The following is a 19,600-nucleotide window of genomic DNA, read 5'->3' on the forward strand; positions in this document are numbered from 1 at the left end:
CCGAAGTGCCGCTTTAGACCTTAACTAATTCCTGTTCTGTTAGCTTTGCACAATCAAAGTTTCGAGAGCTGCGTATGATGCCAAACACTCTCCATCCGTTATTATTTGCGATTCATCTAAGTACCTTCCGACATTTTCCCTAACATCTTGCTGATATGGCACTACGTTATTCAAAATAGAGGCCACATTAAGGCCACGCAGACGACCTACAGTAAATAATGCCGACGTTTCCATATCTGAACCGAGAATACCTTTATGGCGCCAATACTCACAAATAGACTCCTCATCGTCGGTATAAAAACTATCATGGGATCGAACGATACCTAGATAATAACAGGCCTCTTTTTCAGCTAAAAAATCATCTAGACCTTTTAATAATGAAAAGCTTGCGTAAGCGGGATAAGAAGAGCGGACGTAACCTTTAGAGCCACCTTCGTCCCTAACCGCGGCTTCAGCAACAATCAGCTCCCCCAACTGAATACCCGTTTGCAGCGCACCTGCCGATCCCACACGAATCACATCTGTCACGCCACATTGTTTTAGTTCTTCCACCGCAATGATCGTAGAAGGTGCACCAATGCCTGTACTGCACACAGACACACGTTGACCTCGGTAAGTACCAGTGAATACTCTGTATTCACGGTTTTCAGAGACCAATTCCGCGTTATCAAACAAGCAAGCAATGCGGTCTGCTCGATCTGGCTCACCACAAATAATCACTCGCGGGGCAATTTGAGTGTTGTCTACACCAATATAAGGTCGCTTCATCATTGTCTTACCCCTGAACTGTATTGGGGGGAGGTAAGCCCAACATTGCATTTTGCGCTATGAGCCCACTCTCTCGCACCGTTTGCAGCCATAAACATCAGAATCGCGTATTGAACTGACATTGCGTAAACACCTTGTGTTGCATAAGCCCCAACACTAATGATGTTAATTACGACCCACAGCAACCAATTCTCAACATATTTACGTGTCATCAAAATTTGCGCCACGATAGACAGTACTGTCATACTTGCATCCCAGAAAGGGAAGGCATCAGGCTCTAATACTGGTTCGGACAAGCTAGCACCAAGCACATTCAACGTATCAACCGCAATGTGAGCCAATGCAAAGAAGAATGGATCAATATAAATAGTGAGCATCGCAATCGCGACAACACTGATTGACCCGGTAGCGATAAGCTTTCGTTGACTTAACCAACGAACTTCCAGACTCTCGCCTTGCGCATTTGTACTGGTCCAAGCGTACCAGCCATAAATATTGGCGCAGAAAAAAAACAGCTGGAGCAAAAGTAACCCATACAGCTGAATCTGGAAAAAGATAACCGCAAAAAGAGTTACGTTCAGAAGACCGAATAAATAATTGATGGTTTTTTCTTGGCTAGCAAACCAAATACACAGTAGACCGAAAATGGTGCCAAAAGCTTCGATCCAGCTCATTGCGTAGCCTTCGCCAATAGGAATGTTTACAAGGGTGTTATTGATGTCTAACAAGGCAACTAAGTCCATGAAGATATCCTGTATTATTATGCTCTAAGATGCTCATCCTATAATTTCGTAGCAATCAAAAAGGAGGACATTTGTCCTCCCTTTGATGTCACTGATCATAAATCAGATAAACATTTGCTTTAAGATGCTTTTTTCGCCTAATTATTCAAGACTCATGACCCAGGTAGCGTTTTTTGAACGATGATGATAATCCGAACAGACCAGTAGCTATAAACGTGAAAGCAATCCCCCAAAGATAAATGAACTCTTCATTCTCAAGCAGCTCGTACACGCTCACAGAAAACACGAATAAGACAATGAGGATAGTAATTCGGTGAGCCCATGGCCTATCGACTGAATGTCTCGCGTATCTCTTAACGAACATAAACTTTTCCATTAATAAAAATAACTTATAAACCCATCTATAGCTAAATCTAATATTAAACTTTTTGCGGTCTTTTCACTTAAAGTCTTTTAAGTTACGTGCAAAAAGTCACACTTTGTTGAGTTTTTTATCAAAAGGCACGGTATTGCATTATTAGTGCTTTCATAAATCACTTTCAGTAAAGTGTAGTTCTATAAATTTATGATAATAAATAAATTTTAAACTAACGGAGATGCTTCACACTTTTTCGCTCAACTAATGTTGGCTCTAACTGTACAACCTGCGCTTCATCAGATTTATTGTCCAACTTACGCAATAATGTCTCTACAGCAGCTTGCCCAAGGCGGTATTTGGGCTGATGAATAGTGGTGAGCGAAGGCGACATAAACTTGGCGATATGAATATCGTCATAGCCGATAATAGAGAGCTTCTCTGGAATTTGAATGCCAAGTTCATTGGCCGCGTTGATTACGCCCATCGACATCATGTCATTAGAAACGAAAATAGAGCTTGGTAATCGGCCACGTGCCATCATTTTTTTGAGCGCTCGATAACCACCTTCACATTCGAAATCTGACTCGATAATCCAGTTGGGATTAAACGCTAAGTTTGCTTCAATCATGGCGCGCTTGTAGCCTTCATAACGCATATGTGCTTGGTGTTTACTCAATGGACCTGTAATACAACCAACTTCTTGGTGGCCACAATCGATAAGATATTTCGCAGCCAGGTAACCTCCAAGCAATGAGTTATCTTGAATCTTATCGCTAGTAAAAAGCATAGGCCCCCAGTCCATCACAACAACAGGAATGTCAGGGTAACGCTCAAACACATCAATTCGCTCTCCCTCTAGCGAGGAGCACATCAGTATCAGGCCATCAACACGCTTCTGTAGCAACGTATTGATGGAATCACGCATGCGTTCGTTATCACCTTCAGTATTACATAAAATCAGGCTGTAACCTTTTTGGTAACAACTACGCTCGACACCTTTAACGACTTCACCAAAGAATGGGTTGGTTGATGTCGTCACCAACATACCAATCGTTTTAGTTCGGTTCATTTTTAGGCTTCGCGCCAATACAGAGGGTGCGTGGTAATTGAGTTCCTTGGCAGCAGTGTTGACTCGTTCAGAGATCTCTTCGCTGACAAAACGATTGTTGTTAATAACATGGCTCACCGTTGAAGTGGAAACTCCTGCCAGTTTTGCGATATCTTTCATCGTTGCCATGTTATTACTCCTTAATTATTGGTATTGAGCCAGAAACTCCTCAACCTCTTTACGGGTTGGAATGGAGGTTTGCGCGCCAAAACGAGTTACTGAGATCGCAGCGGCCGCATGAGCTAGCTTAATGGCTGATTCTAAAGGTAAACCTTCCAATAAACCAGTCACTAGTGCCCCATTAAATGTGTCGCCAGCCGCCGTCGTATCTATTGCTTCCACACGAAAACCAGCAATGATTTGACCGTGACGGTTTTGGCTCAACCAGACCCCTTTCGCACCGAGCGTAATCATGACGATTTCAATGCCTTTCGAATGAAGAAGGTTCGCAGCTTCTCGAGCGCTGTCATTGTCCGTTACCTTTACGCCTGTCAGCACTTCGGCTTCAGTTTCGTTTGGTGTAATGACATCAATACAAGACAGTAATTCATCAGACAATTCACGCGCTGGCGCTGGGTTCAGGATGACATTGGTTTTCGCATCTTTTGCGATTCGCGCTGCTTTTTCAATGCCGCACATTGGTGTTTCTAGTTGCATCAACAAGTAATCAGCCTGACGAATGCGTTCTAGATCGGGCTCAATCGCTTCTGCGGTAAGTTTTGCGTTCGCTTCTGCGGAGATACAAATACTGTTCTCACCACTGTCTGCCACCTGAATCATGGCAATGCCTGTTGGGCAGTTTGGCTGCATCTTGACACCCGTGATGTCGATGCCATCCAGTTTGAAGTTCTCACGAATGTTGATGCCGAACGGATCATCACCCACACATGCAATAAAACAGATGTCTGCGTTTAATCGAGCTGCTGCAACAGCTTGGTTGGCACCCTTGCCACCCGGGATAACTTGATAGTTGCGACCATGTAGCGTCTCACCAGGGCGAGGGAAAGAAGGCACTTGAAGAACATGGTCAGCGTTTACACTACCTAACACCACTAACTTATTCATACGGTTATCCTCGGTTCTGAATGAACCCTTTATATTTGAATAGGAGTAATAAGTTTACGCTCTTAGAAAAAACGTAAACGTATTACGATGGAAGAAGATTTAATTTTCTAACGTTCTGCTTTCGTTGTTTAGAATGACCCAATACCCTCATTGGGTCATTCCGCTCTCTTCAACAAAGAAGAATCAGTAAGTCGGGCGCTAAACCTACTTAGTCACGACTTTTAGTGGCACAGGAATGTACTTCTCTACCTTTTCGCCTTTCAATACTTTATCCGCCGTTTCTACCCCCAAAGCACCGATAAGATCTGGCTGCTGCGCAATAGTTGCTGAGAGTTTACCTCGGTTTACCGCCGCGATACCGTCGTCAGTACCATCGAAGCCAACGATAAGCACCTCTTTGCCTGATGCTTGCACTGCACGAAGTGCGCCTAATGCCATCTCATCGTTCTGAGCGAATACCGCTTGAACATCAGGGTTTGCAGCAAGCAAGTTTTCCATTACGTTCAGACCTTTAGTACGGTCGAAATCCGCTGGTTGACTTGCCAGTAAGTCCATGTTGCTTCCTTTCACTGCCGTCATGAAACCTTCACCACGTTCACGCGCTGCAGACGTACCGGCAATACCCTCTAGTTGAATGACTTTTGCTTTCTCACCCACTTTTTCCATAATGTAGTGGCCCGCCATTTCGCCGCCGACTGCATTGTCAGACGCAATGTGGCTCACTACTTCGCCGCGGCTCGCTCCGCGATCTAGCGTCAAAACAGGGATCTTAGAACGGTTTGCCATACGAATCGCATTCGATACTGCATCTGAATCTGTTGGATTGATCAGAATTGCTTTTACACCACGAATAGTTAGGTCTTCAATGTTTGACAGTTCTTTACTCGGGTCATTTTGCGAGTCCAGTACAATCAAATCGTATCCCAATTCTTTCGCTTTGGCCTCTGCGCCGTCTTTCATCGTCACGAAGAACGGATTATTCAGCGTAGAAACCACAATCGCCATGGTATCTTGGGCGTGCGCCGCTACCGATACGGTTGAAGAAAGAAGGGCAGCAGAGATAAGAGTTGCAAGTTTTTTCATCGTTATAGTCCTTTGTGTAGGGTGAGCCAGTAAGCATCCTCTGGCTCGGTTCTTATTCAGGATTTAATAGAGATTTTTGAATATCAATTACTTGTTTTTGTTGTCTATCAGAACCGCCAGCAAAATAACCACTGCTTTCGCAATCATTTGGAAGTAAGAAGAAACATCAAGCAGGTTCAGCGCGTTATTTAAGAAGCCGATGATCAGAGCACCAATCAAGGTACCCATGATGCGGCCTTTACCACCCATCAAGCTGGTACCGCCAAGAACTACCGCTGCGATAGCATCAAGCTCGTAGCCCATCCCCGCTGTTGGCTGCGCTGAAGACAAACGAGACGTAACGATAATGCCTGCAAGCGCTGACAACATACCGCAGATGGCGTAAACACCGATCTTCACACGATCAACATTGATACCAGAAAGACGCGTAGCTGATTCGTTGCCTCCAAGTGCATACACGTAGCGACCAAAACGAGTGTGGTTCAGTAGGTACCAAACCGCAGCAAAAACAACGACCATCATCCAAACTGGTACTGGGATACCAAGTGCGTAACCTGTACCGAACCATGCGAATGCATCAGCAGTGTCAGTAAAACCCGCAGAGATAGGACGACCATCGGTGTAAACCATGGTTACACCACGTAATAACGTCATGGTAACCAGTGTTGCTATGAAGGCTTGAACCTTACCTTTGGCAATGATGATACCGCTTATTGCTCCCAGTGCCGCACCAGCAAACAGTGCAGTCGGTACCGCGATAAGTACGGGCACCTCTAGCGCAATCATACTTGCCGCGAAGGCACCACATAGCGCAAGTACAGAGCCTACGCTCAAGTCGATGCCCGCTGTCAGAATAACCAGTGTCATACCCACGGCGATGATCGCGTTAACTGAGGTTTGACGCAGAATGTTAAGAATGTTGTCTACCGTAAAGAAGTTTGGGTTCAAAAAAGACACAACAACAATCAAAAACAACAGTGCAATCAGTGATTTTTGTTCAATCAGCCACTCTTTTGTGAACAGCTTCTTGCTAGTGGTTTCATTGGGTTTGCTCATGGTATTAGTACTCATGCTGCTTCCTCATTCGTCCGCTTGCCTACGGCACAAGCGAGTAGTGTTTCTTGGTCGGCGTCTTCCACATCGAATTCGCCTGTGATTCGACCTTCATGCATTACCATGATGCGGTCACTCATGCCGAGCACTTCTGGCATCTCAGATGAAACCAAAATGATGCTCATACCATCGGCTTTAAACTTATTGATTAACTGGTAGATTTCTTTCTTCGCGCCAACGTCAACACCGCGAGTTGGCTCATCCAAAATCAAAACTTTGGGTTTGGTCATTAAGCCTTTAGCGATCGCCACTTTTTGTTGGTTACCGCCAGAAAGGTTGCCAATGATTTGGTCACGAGTTGGCGTTTTGATGTTGAACAGTTTGATGAAGTCTTCAACCGCTACGGCCTCTTCGCCGTGTTGAATTTGGCAACCTTTCGTGAGCTGATCTAGCGCACACAAAGACATATTCTCTTTTACTGACAAGCCCAATACCAAGCCATCACCTTTACGGTCTTCCGAGATATAAGCAATACCATTCGCCAAACCATCTTGTGGGCTGACTGGGTTGATGGTTTTATTGTCTAGGTTGATAACGCCGCGTTCGCTTGGTAACGCACCGTAAATCACCTTCATCAGCTCAGTACGACCAGCGCCCATCAAGCCAGATACGCCAAGAATCTCACCACGTTGAAGTGTGAAATTGATGTCGTACACACCTGACCCAGTTAAACCAATCACTTCAAGGCAAATATCGCCGTGCGTCACATCAAGACGCGGGTACTGCTCTTCCAACTTACGGCCTACCATCATCTCGATAAGTCCGTCTTCGTTGGTATCTTTAACTTCACACTCACCGATGAACTTTCCATCACGTAGCACGGTAATATCATCACAGATTTCGAAGATTTCTTTCAGGCGGTGCGAGATATAAACAATGCCGCAACCTTGAGCGCGAAGCTCGTTAATTACCTTAAATAGTGATTCTGTTTCTTTGTCAGTCAACGCATCGGTTGGTTCATCCATGATGATAACTTTGGATTCAAAGGACAGCGCTTTGGCAATCTCAACCATCTGTTGCTCGCCAAGACTCAAGTCACCAAGCAATGTTTTTGATGGGTATTTTACGTTTAGACGCTTGAGAAGCTTATCCGCCTCTTCAAACATTCTACCCCACTGAATACGGCCCATTGCGCCGGTAAATTCACGACCTAGGTAGATGTTCTCAGCAATCGTCAGTTCAGGAATCAGGTTCAGTTCTTGGTGAATGATGCTGATGCCCGCTTCTTGAGAGTCACGTGGACCTTTAAACGCCGCTGTCTGACCCCGATATTTGATGCTTCCTTCATCCATCTGATAGATGCCCGTCAGCACTTTCATTAAGGTAGATTTCCCTGCCCCGTTCTCGCCCATCAAGGCCATGACACGACCTGGATAAACATTAAGGCTAGCTTTATCTAGTGCCTTTACGCCGGGGAAAGCTTTCTCGATATCGCTCAGCTGTAGAATGGCTTGAGTCATAACTTATCCTCAAATATTTCGACTTAAAACACCACGCCAGCTTGGAAAATAACGTTCGCGTATGGTGTACACTCACCTGTTCTAACGACAGCGCGACTGCGTTCTGTACGAGCTTTAAAAGCTTCGTGCGATACGTAGTTAATCGCAATTTGCTTGTCTATCAGCTCGCTTTCTTTTGCTAGTTCAGAGATCAAGGCGTCATGGTGAACTGGGCTAACTTTTGCGAACTCTTCAGCAATGATGACAGCCTCAATTTGGGATTCAGACAGGATCACACGAACAGTATCAAGGAAACCCGGAACGCCATGGGTCAACGCCAAATCAATACGTTGCACATGGTCAGGAATTGGCAAGCCCGCGTCACAAATGGTAATTTCGTCGGTATGACCCAGTGTCGCCACCAAGTAAGAAATTTCCGAGTTAATTAGAGTACTTTTTTTCATCTCATCGACCTTTCGGTTACACGTTCATACAACAGCGAGCATTTATGTTGGGTTAAAATATATTGACAAAATACTCATCGAAACGTTTCGATGCCATAATAGAACGTCAAAAAGAATTGACCAGCTGCAGATTAATAAGGTGTGAGAATGATCTTCAATTGACTAATAAGCGAGTAAGAAAAAGATGTTGAAGTCACATTTTACAATCGAAACGTTTCGTTAGCGAATCAGCGAGCACCTAAAGTCATCAATTAAACGATATCAAAAGCACTCCTGAGTTGCTGAGTTCAGCAAGCACAATTGGTTTTAAGTCGAGGCAACTCGTTCTCCAGCAACATATCGTTGGACTCATGTATCTTGTTAAAAACTGCTGGTGCCAAAAACCTGTTATGAGTTGGGGGATTTCACATCGCTGCAACCTTAGTATTTAAGTCAACAACCGCGCTGTGAGGGCTGTATTTTTGGTGGGTTGAATAGATAAGTCCAATTGTATAAACAAAAAATATTAATAATATTTCAACCATTAAATGATCAATAAAATCATTATCTTTTTCAATAATCATCAATTGTTAGCATCTAGTGCTTATTCCCTATTTCTAGAACGAACCTCTATCTTTGATATTTGCATGATTCTATTATATTTAACAACAGCAAGTGATTATTATCGAAAGCTTATTCACAATTCTGAATCTTAGCTCCATATGCCTCCCATCCAATTAATAACTAAATAATAATAATTAATAGAAGTATTCGTCTAGTATCACTTGCTCACCGGGTAGCACAATCATACCTTGCAAAATCCCCAGCCTTTCAAACCTGAATCTCATTACATACGTTCACTCTTCACTTGTGGAACGAGATACCATCATAACCTCCATTATCGATACCCTCTGCCAGAGATTTGGTTGAACAAGCTCAGTAGCCCATAGTAGCGTTCAATACGCTCTCATTGTGTTACGTCATATTTTGTTACGACTAGGATCACAGTCTAAAAAATTTTTGCGAGTGCTCAGTTTGGAAGAAGATCATTGAATTCAAAAGATATTGTAATTTACAAAACAATTAAACGGTGTTTTATTGTATGCCTCACTTGAGTAAACATCAGTAAACACAGTTTTATTAATAATCTAAATCAGCTAGTATTCGTTTTGAAGGTTTTTTAAAGTCATCGATTAATCTATCAATGTTTATTGTAAGTCAGTGAGTTACTTGAATTATCAATTACCTATGCCAAATACCATGTATTGTCACCTAGTAGGTATTATTGCGCATAATAGGCAACATTGAGAATAGAGTTAAATTGATGTACATGCTGTATTAACGACTGCACGACGCAGTCGTTAAATTTGTCAAACCAAGAGTTTTATTTAGTACAAATGAAAAAGCTATTTTTATTATTGATATGGACTTCGCTGGCAGTTTCTCCTATTGCATTTGCACATCACTCAAGCAAATCTGCAGAGACTACGGCCACCAAACAAATTGTTGAAAAGACATACAAAGAAGCCAACTTGCAAGGTGTTATTGACTTCAGCTTGTTCAATGAAGCGTTCTTAGCGTACAAGAAAGCACCTGAGCGTAGGAAGCCAGTTTTGACTATCATCGATTACAGTAAGCCCTCTACTGAAAAACGTTTTTATGTAGTCGACTTAGACAAGAAGAAGCTTATCTTTAACACCTATGTCTCTCACGGTGTAAACAGCGGCAAGAAAACAGCAACCAAGTTTTCCAATGTTGTCAATTCACGCAAGACATCTTTGGGGACATTCTTAACCGACACAACATACTATGGTTCAAACGGTTATTCACTGCGCTTGGAGGGACTCACATCTGGTGTTAACGACAAAGCGCGTGAGCGTTACATAGTGGTCCATGGTGCAGACTATGCGAACCCTTCTTTCATCAAGAAGAATGGTTATCTTGGGCGCAGCTGGGGTTGCCCTGCTCTGCCACAAAAGCTATCCCGAGAAATCATTGATACCATTAAGGGCGGCAGTGTTATCTACGCAAGCGCTTAAGATTTCTTGTTTGACCTTCCAAAAGGGCGCTTTCATAGCGCCCTTTTACTTTTCGAGCTTCTCGCTAAAACGACGACGGCAATTGGGGTGGTGTTTTCCACTTACTCCAAGCTTTTCGTGCCTTGACCACAACAAAACTCACAATAGCAATGGTTAACGTAATGACTGGTGCGGCCATGAGCCCCATGGTAATAATTTTGTTGAGTTTTTCTGGTAGTAAAGGCAACAATAAACCGAAACCACACAAAAGTAAGGTCCACAGAATCGCACTTAGCCAAGCAAAGTAATGGAACTTACTCACGCGATTTACTCGCATGCCCATCATCAATGGCAACAAAGAACGTACAACCGGAATAAAACGCGCACAGAACAAGGCAATCAAGCCATGTTTACCAAGCAGTGTGTCAACTTGTTGCAAACGTCTCACTGGAACCGCACTTACCCACCTCTGCACCTGTGGTAACCGGTTTAGCCCTTTCCCTTGCAAATACGCCGCCCAACTTCCCATTGCCGCACTCACCGCAATAACCAAGATGATCGTTATCGGTTCAAGGACGCCCGCTGCAGCTAAAGTACCGGAAAGAACCACCACACTGTCACAAGGAAAAGGCGCAGCGGGGATAAAGCCACTCTCAAGAAAAATAAGTGCACCGACCACAAAATAGATGATTCCTGTACTACCTGGTGCCATCAGTGCCATAAAGTCTTGGTGCCACAACGCAAGTAGCACCTGCATAATTGAATCAAACATAACAACTCCCAAACATTATAATCAAACCTAACTAACGAATAAATGAATAGGAATCACCGCGCATGAATAAAGCGGTAAATTAGGTTGGCCTCTTTGCCTGCCGCCAACCGATACTTTGAGTGGAAATAGAAAATATGAAGCACAGGAAACGCCACATCGGAGAGGAAAAGTTTGCTGAAATCCGTAATGTAAGCCGCCCAATGTATTGGTAGCAGTGCAATGTTATCCCATCCTGTTGACTGAGTGGGATGATTAACTCGGAGTACACCTCGACTGAATAAGCTGACAGTCAACATACGTACAGGAAGAAGCGGCACCTTCTTTAAATGCGCCTTGCCATCACTCAATAACGAGGTGTGAATAACGGCGTAGGAGGTTTTGGGAGAAGATGAACCCTGACTCAATCCAAGAGCCATAAGCGCAAAAAAAAGCCCCACCAGACAGACTAAGTAAGCACGCACAAAATGCCCCCAAACCACAACGACATGCAGTTGTAACGCCATGCGCAAAGCTTTTCAATTCAGATCCTTAATCGACACTACAAAGCGATTTTTACCAATGGCGATTCGCGCCATAGACCCGTAATATAATCCTTGGATCACTTCTTGCTGTGAGGTCACTTCTTGCTGTAAGGATAGTTTTCAAACATTTTCGTTATCTCCTCAGCAATCAAGGCTTCCCGTTTTTCCGTGCTCATTGATTCGGTCAACCTGCGGCTAGAGATTCCCTTCCACACCACTTGATTGGCTTTGGTATCAACCAGTTCCACAATCAGTTTGCCGTACTTTTTTTCCTGATAGCGCTCTGGGCTAGACGTCACGACACCGAAACTGTTCCAACCGTAACCAAAACTCAAGCTTGACCCTGAAGAAACAAGTTCAGTTTCTTTAACGATGTCGTGGTGTACATATAAGTCACCATCAGTTTGTACGCGTACCAGTCCGTTTGATTCCATTAGAGACGATAGCCCCTGTTCGATTCGACGGGCATCCAAACTGGCGGGAATGTCAGATTTATCACCAAAGTCAAACGTCTTGTAGGTTGAAAAATCTGCTTGCTTGTCCACGTCCGTTATAACGGTGGTGCACGCTGTCACAGAAATAACGAACAGCGCACCCAATAAACTTTTCCACATAGCCTATCTCCTTTATCTTTGTGCCAATCTTTAGCGAATTGCATTCTCAAATTCTACGAACCTAAGAACATAGTGAATCATTTCAGTATTCATACTAATCGAAGTAAATAACAAGCTGAGAAAGTGATTCAATGGCCATTTGGCAGGTAACTTTCATTTTTTTGTGTGCTTTTTAAACAAAATGATATTTATTTGCTCACTCAGCAACTTATTGAGCAAAAAAGGCTTTTCTTTTTCAACCAATCTGGCATATTGAGCGTGTCCTATCGATGCGCGGGCATCGTATAATGGCTATTACCTCAGCCTTCCAAGCTGATGATGCGGGTTCGATTCCCGCTGCCCGCTCCAATTCTAGTTTCAAGCTAAATGCTTACGAAATATCCTTTCCCTAAACACCTATTTGTTACTTGTGACTTATCCACAAATACCTTAGTGCGGCTGAGAAAATTCGATACCTCGTTCCTTTCAAGTGACACTACCACTACCACTACCACTACCACTACAGAAATTAAAACAACATTATCTCGCACGATAAAGAACCAATAATGTTTCGTTTGGTTAAATTACAGAACCACTACTCAATTGTATCGGACGGTGGAGCAACCAAGCACCGCCAGCGCTGACGCCAAGACAAATTCGGGCGCGTCACCTCTTTGAACATATCTTTCCATTCCGCAAACGTCACAGTTATTGGATTAAAGCTGTTAACGGGCTTTGAGATACCATAGCGAACAGTTTCTACCTCTGGCTCAAATGTGCCAAACATACGATCCCAGACAATCAGCACCCCTGCGTAATTTTTATCAATGTATTGACGATTCACGCCATGATGGACGCGATGGTGAGAGGGTGTGTTGAAGATCCACTCTAAAGGTCCAAGTGAGCGAACCGACTGAGTATGAACAAAGAATTGCAGCCCCAGATTGAGTAACACGACAAACACTACCCATTTGGGATCAAAACCAATAATGACGAGAGGCAACCAGAACAGCCACATCCCCGCCAGTGGATACATTAAGCTTTGACGAAATGCCGTACTGAAGTTCATGCGCTCTGAACTGTGGTGCACCACATGTGCCGCCCACATCCAGCGGATACGATGACTTGCTCGGTGAAACCAGTAATAGAAGAAATCTTGTAAGACCATTAGCAGCAGGAAAGTAGAAACTGTCATCTCGATATCAAACAAACGCCAGCCAAACCACCACAAGTACAGCTTGGCGATCAGCACCCCTGTTAGAATGTCCGCCGCTTGATGAAGCCCCGCTAAAACGAAGTTACACACCACCTCAGGTAAATAGTATCGAGCACTCTCGGGTAATCGACCACCGCGTTGCCCAAACCAATATTCAGCCGCAATACAAAGAAAAAATATTGGCGCGAGCAACATCAGTAATAAATCAGGATGCTCCGTCATTGTTGACCATTCCATTGCCCTTCCCTACCATTTCGCATAATGATCTTCGGTGAGTCCCATCACCTCGTCGAGCTCATGCTTTATTCCATTACTATCAATCAAATAGCCAGAAAAATAGCCGACAAATTGTCGAAAGTTACTCTTCAGCAACCAAAAGTTTTTTTTCTCTGAGCGTTGATTTTTAGGCGTGAATACCAAATCGATACTCCTGTCTTGTGAAGTAATTCGCCACGGGGCTTCTTGATGTAAACGGGAAAATTGAAATTGTACAGGCGGCATCAAATGACGCTCACCATCAATCCATATCACATTTTCACAATAGCCAGTTTCATTCACCCCAGCAGCAAAGTTGAGCCCAATGCGTTTGCCATCACTGTGGTGGTTAATACTTGCCCACCGCCAACTCGTTTCTCTTCGCATATAACCAGCAGAGAAGTCATAACCAGCGACTGCATTCGTCAGCTTGAGTGGTCGCCCATTCAAATACATCGTTCCTTGTGCAGTAAGCGCATTATGTTTTTGGGTGTATGTCCAACCCGAATATGCGGTTGGTGTACATAGCATCAAAGGTAAGCTCTCCGGCTCCGGCTTTAACCGCAATTCAGCTTGAATAAGATCCGTAGACAGTCGTATGTGCCATTCTCCGTTTTCAATTTTGAACTGGATGGCATTGTTCGCGAGGTATGCGTGGCTGTTCCAACTAGAAGGCTGTGTTTGATAGTCCATATTAAGCAGCTTTAGCCACTGCTGTTCCACCAGCTCATGGGTTTCAATGTCGAACACATAGCAAAATCCCGACGCTAGATAGCGAATATCGGCTATTGCAACACCAATAATATAGTCCTGTGTCGTGAGTGAGACAAATTGGAACTGCTTATAATCGAATCGCTTACGCCAACTAGACACAGGTTGATCCATCTCATCGAGATAACGAAACGCATCCAACTGCAGCGACTCCGGTATCGAGGCTAGGTGACCAAATTGAGGTAACCCGCTAGTTTGGATAAAAGGGCTCAAAGGCATTTACACATCTATGCTCGTTATCAATCAATGGCACATCACACAACTTTAACATTAACTCAACATCAAACAACTTGCGCTACTGCACAAGATTGGCCCAGATAGCCGCTTCCAACAGACTGAAGTGTGAAAACCATCAATCCTATTCGAGCTATGTGTTGCTTCCGGCAACGCTAAAGCTTGCACAACCCCTGCTTAACGCAAGTGCTGTCCATTATGAAAAAGGAAATGTCTTGCTTCACGTTACGAAACCTCAATTGGAACTTGTCGACAAGACAAACATCCTTGATTGGCGACCATCGGTGAAAAGCTATACGATCCGGCTCCCTTTTGATTCGCGCCACACTTGGAACAATAAAATCGTGAAACTGTTTGCCTCAATCACACTATTGCTCATCACTTTTTCTCTTAGCGCAGTAGCAGAAGATTTTCTTACGACAGAGGAGCGATTGTTTCTGAGCAAACACAAAACGGTAAAGATTGGCGTGCTCGCTGGCGATTGGCTGCCTTATTGGGGAAGTCTTGGGTCAAAAGAAGGCATCAACATCGAGTATGCAGAAAACATGACGCAGGCACTGAACATTAAAGCTGAGTATGTTTCTTATTTTAACCTTAACACCCTTTTTGAAAGTCTAGAAAACGGCGAGATAGATCTCACTGTTGGCTTTATTGCAACCAAAAAAAGAGCAGAGCGCTTTTTGCTCTCGGACCCTATGTTTCAGACCTTACGCTTAGTTTGGTTACGTGACGCCTCTTTGAGCAATACACCTCTAAAAGAACTTAAGTGGGTTTGCGTTAAAGACTCAAGTGCCTGTGAACAAATAGAAGCGCTCGGATTTGAGCACGTCCATACCGTGCGCAACAGTGTCATGATGACAACATCGTTAAACACAGGGGTTGCAGACGCAGCAATCGTCGGCCTATCAACCCTAAGTACTTATGGTTTTAAGAATCCTCAAGGCAAGATCAAAGGAAAAGTACTTTATGTAAAATCGCTCGCTCCCGGCGCTATTACGATCTTTACTGAAAAGAAATCCCGCCAGCTGATGAGTATCATCAACAAATACATTGACTACACTAAAAAATCTGAGCACAACCTTGTCCAAATTGAAGAGAATATTAACGTTTTACACAACGAGTTCATGCTAGAGATTTTGCAACAAAAAAACGGGCATCAAAAAGTGCGCTACACCATTAAGGATAACGTGTACCCGCTCTCTTATATCGACCCCAAAACCAAAGAAATTAAGGGGTACATACACGATTTACTCAAGCTGATCGAACAAAAAAGCATGCTTAGGTTTGAATACATCCCCCCTAATGGTCGGGATCTCGATTGGATGCTGCAAGAAAACATCGTTGACGTCCTACCAGCACGTAATATCGCACTGACAAACAAAGAGCGGGTTATTAAAACCCGCTCTCTCGGCACTCTCCAGTACGGCTATATCGAGTCATTGAATAAGGATGCACAGCAAACGGTAGGTATTTTGGATCGCTCTGGTAATTTCTATAGGCATTTTATCAATTATCCAGAATATGCATCCGCGACCATTTACCGTGATTTTACTAGCCTGAAAAAAGCCTTGGTTAATGGTGATGTCTCCCATGCTTTCGTCAATCAAAGTTTGATCAATCATCATGTTCACGAAGGCTACTTTAAAACGGTAACGCCACCCGATGACTTAAAGTTAGAAGTCACCTTGGGTATGGAGCTGAGAAAAGACTCAGACTTTCTGCGTCGTGTGCTCAATACCGTGCTTCAGATCACCACGAAAGAAGAGCTTCAACAACTTAAAGAGCGACATAACAAAGTTACCGTATACTACGGTATTGAAAGAGAAATCGTCGTTATTTGGGCATTGTTTGGCGTCTGTATTTTGTTGGTTGCATTGCTTATTTATTCACTCAGAACGAGCCAACTTACTCGCACAATCAAACGCAAAGAGTACGAAACTCAGATTCGACAAAAGCAGAGTAAGTGGCTGTCTTCCGTACTGGATCAGCTACCGAATAAAATTCTAATCTCTGACGGCAATAACAAACAGATTCTGGCCAACAAGCCCTTTATCAACATGCTTTCACGTTCCAATGCCGATAGCGGCATCACGGAAGAGGAAAGAGAAAAAATACTTAATCTAACACGAGAATGTTCGAGCGTAGGTTCAGAGTTCGCTGAGACGTCTTTGTTTTCGTTTGGCAACAAACACTACCGCGTGCGCAAGCAAACACTGCATCACCCAGAGGAAGAAACTCAATACTGCATGACGGTATTTGATGACGTGAGTGAACTTAAACAGAAAGAAACCGCACTGAAAGTATCAAACTTGAAAGCCATGCAAGCTATCGAAGCTCGTGAACACTTTTTGGCAGTGGTTAGTCACGAGCTCCGAACGCCAATTGCAGCAATGTTAGGTTTGATGGAATTGTTAGAGCAAGACTTGGAGCAGATAAAAAGCCGAGAACTGTTAAAGAACGCGATGCAATCAGCAGAGCGATTACAGTTGCACGTCAATGACATTCTGGATTTCTCTAAAATAAACGCCAATCAGCTTCAGTTGGATGTTCAGAAAGGAAATGTCTATCAAGAGTTAGGCTCCACACTGCGCAGCTTTGAGAAAGCCATCGAACAAAAGTCACTAAGCTTTGAACTCAGTTGGACTCCGACACCTCATGCGATGGTGGAGCTAGATTGGTTAAGAGTCAACCAGATCATCAACAATTTATTAAGCAATGCGGTAAAGTTCACCGAGCGAGGCAAGATTATTGTCAACGTTCACGTAGGCCCAAACCAGCTGGAACTCGGTGTGCAAGACACAGGTTGTGGAATGAACACGGCACAACTGGCTACCCTGTTCCAACCCTTCGTACAGGGCGACAAAAGCATAAGTCGCCGCTTCGGAGGAACTGGGCTAGGCATGTCTATTGTGAAAAGCTTGGTCGACATTATGGATGGTTCCATTGAGGTTGAAAGCCAAAAAACGCGAGGCACCACCATCACGATAACGCTGCCAATGGTTAGTCAGCCGCTCGATTTGACTTCCTTGGTTCCAGTTTACACCGACAACAAGCAAGTCCAACAATGGTTGAACGCCTGGCAGGTTCCGCTCGATGAATTTGAGAGCCAGCATCACAAATTCGAGTTAGAGCCACATTCCGCCAACGTGTACCCAGATTTGATTTTGCGCAAACTGGATGGCGATGTAATAACGCGAAATCAACCTCAACAAAATCAAACATGCCAGTGCAGCGGCCGTGTCTTAGTTGTCGATGATGATCCAATCAACCGATTATTGTTTAAGCGTCAATTTGAAAAAATGGGAATCACTTGTCAACTCGCAGCGACAGGTATAGAGGCGATTGAAGCATTAACACAATCGGAAAATAACAAGGCTAACGCCCCCTTTAGCCTTGTTATTACCGACTGCCACATGCCCGATATGGATGGATATCAGCTGACTCAGCGACTGAAAGAAAACCCAAATTTTGCGTCCATTCCCGTTGTAGCCTGCACGGCAGAAAACTCACGGAATGTCATTGAAAAAGCAGCGCATCACGGTATTGAAACCGTGTTGTTTAAACCATACAACCTGAGTGACTTACAAGCATTGTGCGAACAATATCTATTGAGAGAATTCAACACTGACTTTGAAGAAAACTGGCACCAAGCCTATAACGGCGAAGAGAAAGTCGAAATGGCACAGGTGATTTGTGAGGCACTAAGCAATGATATCGCACTGATACATAACGGAGAAGAAAACCTTAAGTCCATTGCACACCGTATCAAAGGATCAGCCGCTGCACTCAATTTGACCCAACTTGGGTATGCGGCAATACAATGTGAGTCTTTAGCAGGCAGTGAGCAGGAGGTTCAAGCTCGCACTGCACTTATTCATGAACTGAAAACTATCGTCAACAGCACTCAGCAGTGGCTGGATATGGGTGAGAGTAACTAAATGAACATTTTGATTGTTGAAGACGATCGCTTACAAGCCATCAATCTAAAAATTGTTCTTAATCGCCTACTTGAGAGCATAATCACCATCGTCCACCGAGGCTGTGAAGTCGAGGCCATTTGCAAAGCCCAGCCCATTGATGTCATGTTCTGCGACATTGGTTTGCCAGACATCAACGGAGTCGACCTACTGTCTACCCTAGCAGAGAACCATCGACCAAAGTGCGTAGTGATTTTAAGCGCAATGACACAGGACGTAGTCGAGATTACTTACAACATGTGCCTGTCTGCAGGTTACCCCTTCGTTCGAGCGCTAACTAAACCGTTTTCTCATCAACAGTTAAACCAGATCTTCAATGAATTAAAACAATACAAATTGAAAGATCAAGTGGGGGCTTTACCAGAATTGATGAGTAACGAAGACATCAATACCGCTTTCACTCGAAATTGGTTTATCAACTACTATCAACCTCAATACTCAACAGAGGATAACCGCTTGGTTGGGGTCGAAGCCTTAGTTCGTTGTCAACATCCGCAACACGGGATGCTCTTACCCGCGCAATTTATTGCTGAGATTCAAACTCGTAATGAGTTAGATAAACTATTCTGGATAGTGCTGGAGAACGCGCTGCAAGACATATCCAAGCTAAGAATGAATATCAACTTATCAGTAAATATGAACCAAAAAACGCTCAAGCAGCCTATGAGTGAGCGACTATTTGCACTATGTGAACAATACCAAGTTGCGCCTGAACGCCTCACCCTTGAACTGACTGAGGATGAGGTGTATGGCTGCTGCGTCACGTCACTTGCTAACCTCGCTAACTTACGCTTAAAAGGTGTTGGTCTAGCCATCGATGACTTTGGTACTGGCTACTCTTCACTGAGCCAACTAGCAACGCTACCTTACACTGAATTAAAAATTGACCGTCAATTTATAAAAGATGCCTTAGGCAACTTCAAAAGTCAGCAAATCACCATATCGAGTCTGCATCTCGCTAAATCCTTGGGGCTTAAATCGGTGGCAGAAGGTGTGGAAGATCATGAGACTTTGACTTACCTAAGCGAACTTGGTGTGGATCTTTATCAAGGTTTTTTTCGCTCTCGTCCCATCCCCTTTGAGCAACTGGAAGCTTTGATCTAATTCGAGCTCTGCGACTTTT

16 protein-coding genes and 1 tRNA gene are annotated in these 19,600 nt (G+C 43.9%); 4 read left to right on the forward strand and 13 right to left on the reverse strand.

The window, feature by feature from the left end:
• Nucleotides 1–39 precede the first annotated feature (39 nt).
• The 8 genes from AND4_RS07385 to rbsD form a co-directional block, all read right to left on the reverse strand.
• Nucleotides 40–771, reverse strand: a complete 732-nt coding sequence (locus AND4_RS07385) for a nucleoside phosphorylase (RefSeq protein WP_009842319.1) — start codon at nucleotides 769–771, stop codon at nucleotides 40–42.
• Nucleotides 768–1,511, reverse strand: a complete 744-nt coding sequence (pnuC, locus tag AND4_RS07390) for a nicotinamide riboside transporter PnuC (RefSeq protein WP_009842320.1) — start codon at nucleotides 1,509–1,511, stop codon at nucleotides 768–770. The genes AND4_RS07385 and pnuC overlap by 4 nt, the downstream gene beginning before the upstream one ends.
• A 587-nt stretch (nucleotides 1,512–2,098) precedes the next feature.
• A complete protein-coding gene (locus AND4_RS07400) occupies nucleotides 2,099–3,106 on the reverse strand; it encodes a substrate-binding domain-containing protein (protein WP_009842322.1) in 1,008 nt (335 codons plus the stop codon).
• 15 nt (nucleotides 3,107–3,121) lie between these two features.
• Nucleotides 3,122–4,042 (reverse strand): ribokinase, encoded by a 921-nt coding sequence (gene rbsK / locus AND4_RS07405; RefSeq protein ID WP_009842323.1) that lies wholly within the window; start codon nucleotides 4,040–4,042, stop codon nucleotides 3,122–3,124.
• Nucleotides 4,043–4,246: 204 nt separating this feature from the next.
• Complete coding sequence (gene rbsB / locus AND4_RS07410; protein WP_009842324.1) at nucleotides 4,247–5,125, reverse strand: ribose ABC transporter substrate-binding protein RbsB; 879 nt, start codon at nucleotides 5,123–5,125, stop codon at nucleotides 4,247–4,249.
• 87 nt (nucleotides 5,126–5,212) lie between these two features.
• Nucleotides 5,213–6,196 (reverse strand): ribose ABC transporter permease, encoded by a 984-nt coding sequence (gene rbsC, locus AND4_RS07415; RefSeq protein WP_009842325.1) that lies wholly within the window; start codon nucleotides 6,194–6,196, stop codon nucleotides 5,213–5,215.
• A complete protein-coding gene (rbsA, locus tag AND4_RS07420) occupies nucleotides 6,193–7,698 on the reverse strand; it encodes a ribose ABC transporter ATP-binding protein RbsA (protein ID WP_009842326.1) in 1,506 nt (501 codons plus the stop codon). Before rbsA ends, rbsC begins: the two co-directional genes overlap by 4 nt.
• A 23-nt stretch (nucleotides 7,699–7,721) precedes the next feature.
• On the reverse strand, nucleotides 7,722–8,141 hold the full coding sequence (gene rbsD / locus AND4_RS07425; protein ID WP_009842327.1) for a D-ribose pyranase: 420 nt from the start codon (nucleotides 8,139–8,141) through the stop codon (nucleotides 7,722–7,724).
• Nucleotides 8,142–9,517: 1,376 nt separating this feature from the next.
• Between rbsD and AND4_RS07430 the strand changes: the two genes are divergently transcribed.
• Nucleotides 9,518–10,159, forward strand: a complete 642-nt coding sequence (locus AND4_RS07430) for a murein L,D-transpeptidase catalytic domain family protein (protein ID WP_009842329.1) — start codon at nucleotides 9,518–9,520, stop codon at nucleotides 10,157–10,159.
• A 64-nt stretch (nucleotides 10,160–10,223) separates the two neighbouring features.
• Here the strand turns inward: AND4_RS07430 and AND4_RS07435 are convergent, their stop codons facing one another.
• The 3 genes from AND4_RS07435 to AND4_RS07445 all read right to left on the reverse strand — a co-directional run bounded on the left by AND4_RS07435 (nucleotide 10,224) and on the right by AND4_RS07445 (nucleotide 12,045).
• Nucleotides 10,224–10,910, reverse strand: coding sequence for a DedA family protein (locus tag AND4_RS07435; RefSeq protein ID WP_009842330.1), 687 nt, complete (start codon nucleotides 10,908–10,910; stop codon nucleotides 10,224–10,226).
• A 53-nt stretch (nucleotides 10,911–10,963) separates the two neighbouring features.
• Nucleotides 10,964–11,413, reverse strand: a complete 450-nt coding sequence (locus AND4_RS07440) for a hypothetical protein (protein WP_009842331.1) — start codon at nucleotides 11,411–11,413, stop codon at nucleotides 10,964–10,966.
• A gap of 113 nt (nucleotides 11,414–11,526) precedes the next feature.
• Complete coding sequence (locus tag AND4_RS07445) at nucleotides 11,527–12,045, reverse strand: DUF4136 domain-containing protein (protein ID WP_009842332.1); 519 nt, start codon at nucleotides 12,043–12,045, stop codon at nucleotides 11,527–11,529.
• A gap of 273 nt (nucleotides 12,046–12,318) precedes the next feature.
• On the opposite strand from AND4_RS07445, the gene AND4_RS07450 reads away from it, so the two are divergent.
• Nucleotides 12,319–12,393, forward strand: a tRNA-Gly gene (locus AND4_RS07450).
• Between the two features lie 226 nt (nucleotides 12,394–12,619).
• Here the strand turns inward: AND4_RS07450 and AND4_RS07455 are convergent.
• Nucleotides 12,620–13,477, reverse strand: coding sequence for a sterol desaturase family protein (locus AND4_RS07455; RefSeq protein ID WP_009842333.1), 858 nt, complete (start codon nucleotides 13,475–13,477; stop codon nucleotides 12,620–12,622).
• Nucleotides 13,478–13,486: 9 nt separating this feature from the next.
• Nucleotides 13,487–14,485 carry a DUF2804 domain-containing protein gene (locus AND4_RS07460; protein WP_009842334.1) on the reverse strand — a complete coding sequence of 333 codons (999 nt, stop codon included), beginning with the start codon at nucleotides 14,483–14,485 and terminating at the stop codon, nucleotides 13,487–13,489.
• Nucleotides 14,486–14,844: 359 nt separating this feature from the next.
• Between AND4_RS07460 and AND4_RS07465 the strand changes: the two genes are divergently transcribed.
• Both AND4_RS07465 and AND4_RS07470 read left to right on the forward strand, forming a co-directional pair.
• On the forward strand, nucleotides 14,845–18,438 hold the full coding sequence (locus tag AND4_RS07465; RefSeq protein WP_043991554.1) for a transporter substrate-binding domain-containing protein: 3,594 nt from the start codon (nucleotides 14,845–14,847) through the stop codon (nucleotides 18,436–18,438).
• Complete coding sequence (locus tag AND4_RS07470; protein ID WP_009842336.1) at nucleotides 18,439–19,581, forward strand: EAL domain-containing protein; 1,143 nt, start codon at nucleotides 18,439–18,441, stop codon at nucleotides 19,579–19,581.
• The last annotated feature ends 19 nt before the right edge of the window (nucleotides 19,582–19,600 follow it).

Origin of the sequence: Vibrio sp. AND4, assembly GCF_000171815.1 — a bacterium.
Taxonomy (GTDB): Bacteria; Pseudomonadota; Gammaproteobacteria; order Enterobacterales; family Vibrionaceae; genus Vibrio.

Coding starts and splice junctions, on each gene's coding strand:
- AND4_RS07385 (WP_009842319.1), bottom strand. CDS start 771: ATGATGAAGCGACCTTATATTGGTGTAGACAACACTCAAATTGCCCCG.
- pnuC (WP_009842320.1), bottom strand. CDS start 1,511: ATGGACTTAGTTGCCTTGTTAGACATCAATAACACCCTTGTAAACATT.
- AND4_RS07400 (WP_009842322.1), bottom strand. CDS start 3,106: ATGGCAACGATGAAAGATATCGCAAAACTGGCAGGAGTTTCCACTTCA.
- rbsK (WP_009842323.1), bottom strand. CDS start 4,042: ATGAATAAGTTAGTGGTGTTAGGTAGTGTAAACGCTGACCATGTTCTT.
- rbsB (WP_009842324.1), bottom strand. CDS start 5,125: ATGAAAAAACTTGCAACTCTTATCTCTGCTGCCCTTCTTTCTTCAACC.
- rbsC (WP_009842325.1), bottom strand. CDS start 6,196: ATGAGTACTAATACCATGAGCAAACCCAATGAAACCACTAGCAAGAAG.
- rbsA (WP_009842326.1), bottom strand. CDS start 7,698: ATGACTCAAGCCATTCTACAGCTGAGCGATATCGAGAAAGCTTTCCCC.
- rbsD (WP_009842327.1), bottom strand. CDS start 8,141: ATGAAAAAAAGTACTCTAATTAACTCGGAAATTTCTTACTTGGTGGCG.
- AND4_RS07430 (WP_009842329.1), top strand. CDS start 9,518: ATGAAAAAGCTATTTTTATTATTGATATGGACTTCGCTGGCAGTTTCT.
- AND4_RS07435 (WP_009842330.1), bottom strand. CDS start 10,910: ATGTTTGATTCAATTATGCAGGTGCTACTTGCGTTGTGGCACCAAGAC.
- AND4_RS07440 (WP_009842331.1), bottom strand. CDS start 11,413: ATGGCGTTACAACTGCATGTCGTTGTGGTTTGGGGGCATTTTGTGCGT.
- AND4_RS07445 (WP_009842332.1), bottom strand. CDS start 12,045: ATGTGGAAAAGTTTATTGGGTGCGCTGTTCGTTATTTCTGTGACAGCG.
- AND4_RS07455 (WP_009842333.1), bottom strand. CDS start 13,477: ATGGAATGGTCAACAATGACGGAGCATCCTGATTTATTACTGATGTTG.
- AND4_RS07460 (WP_009842334.1), bottom strand. CDS start 14,485: ATGCCTTTGAGCCCTTTTATCCAAACTAGCGGGTTACCTCAATTTGGT.
- AND4_RS07470 (WP_009842336.1), top strand. CDS start 18,439: ATGAACATTTTGATTGTTGAAGACGATCGCTTACAAGCCATCAATCTA.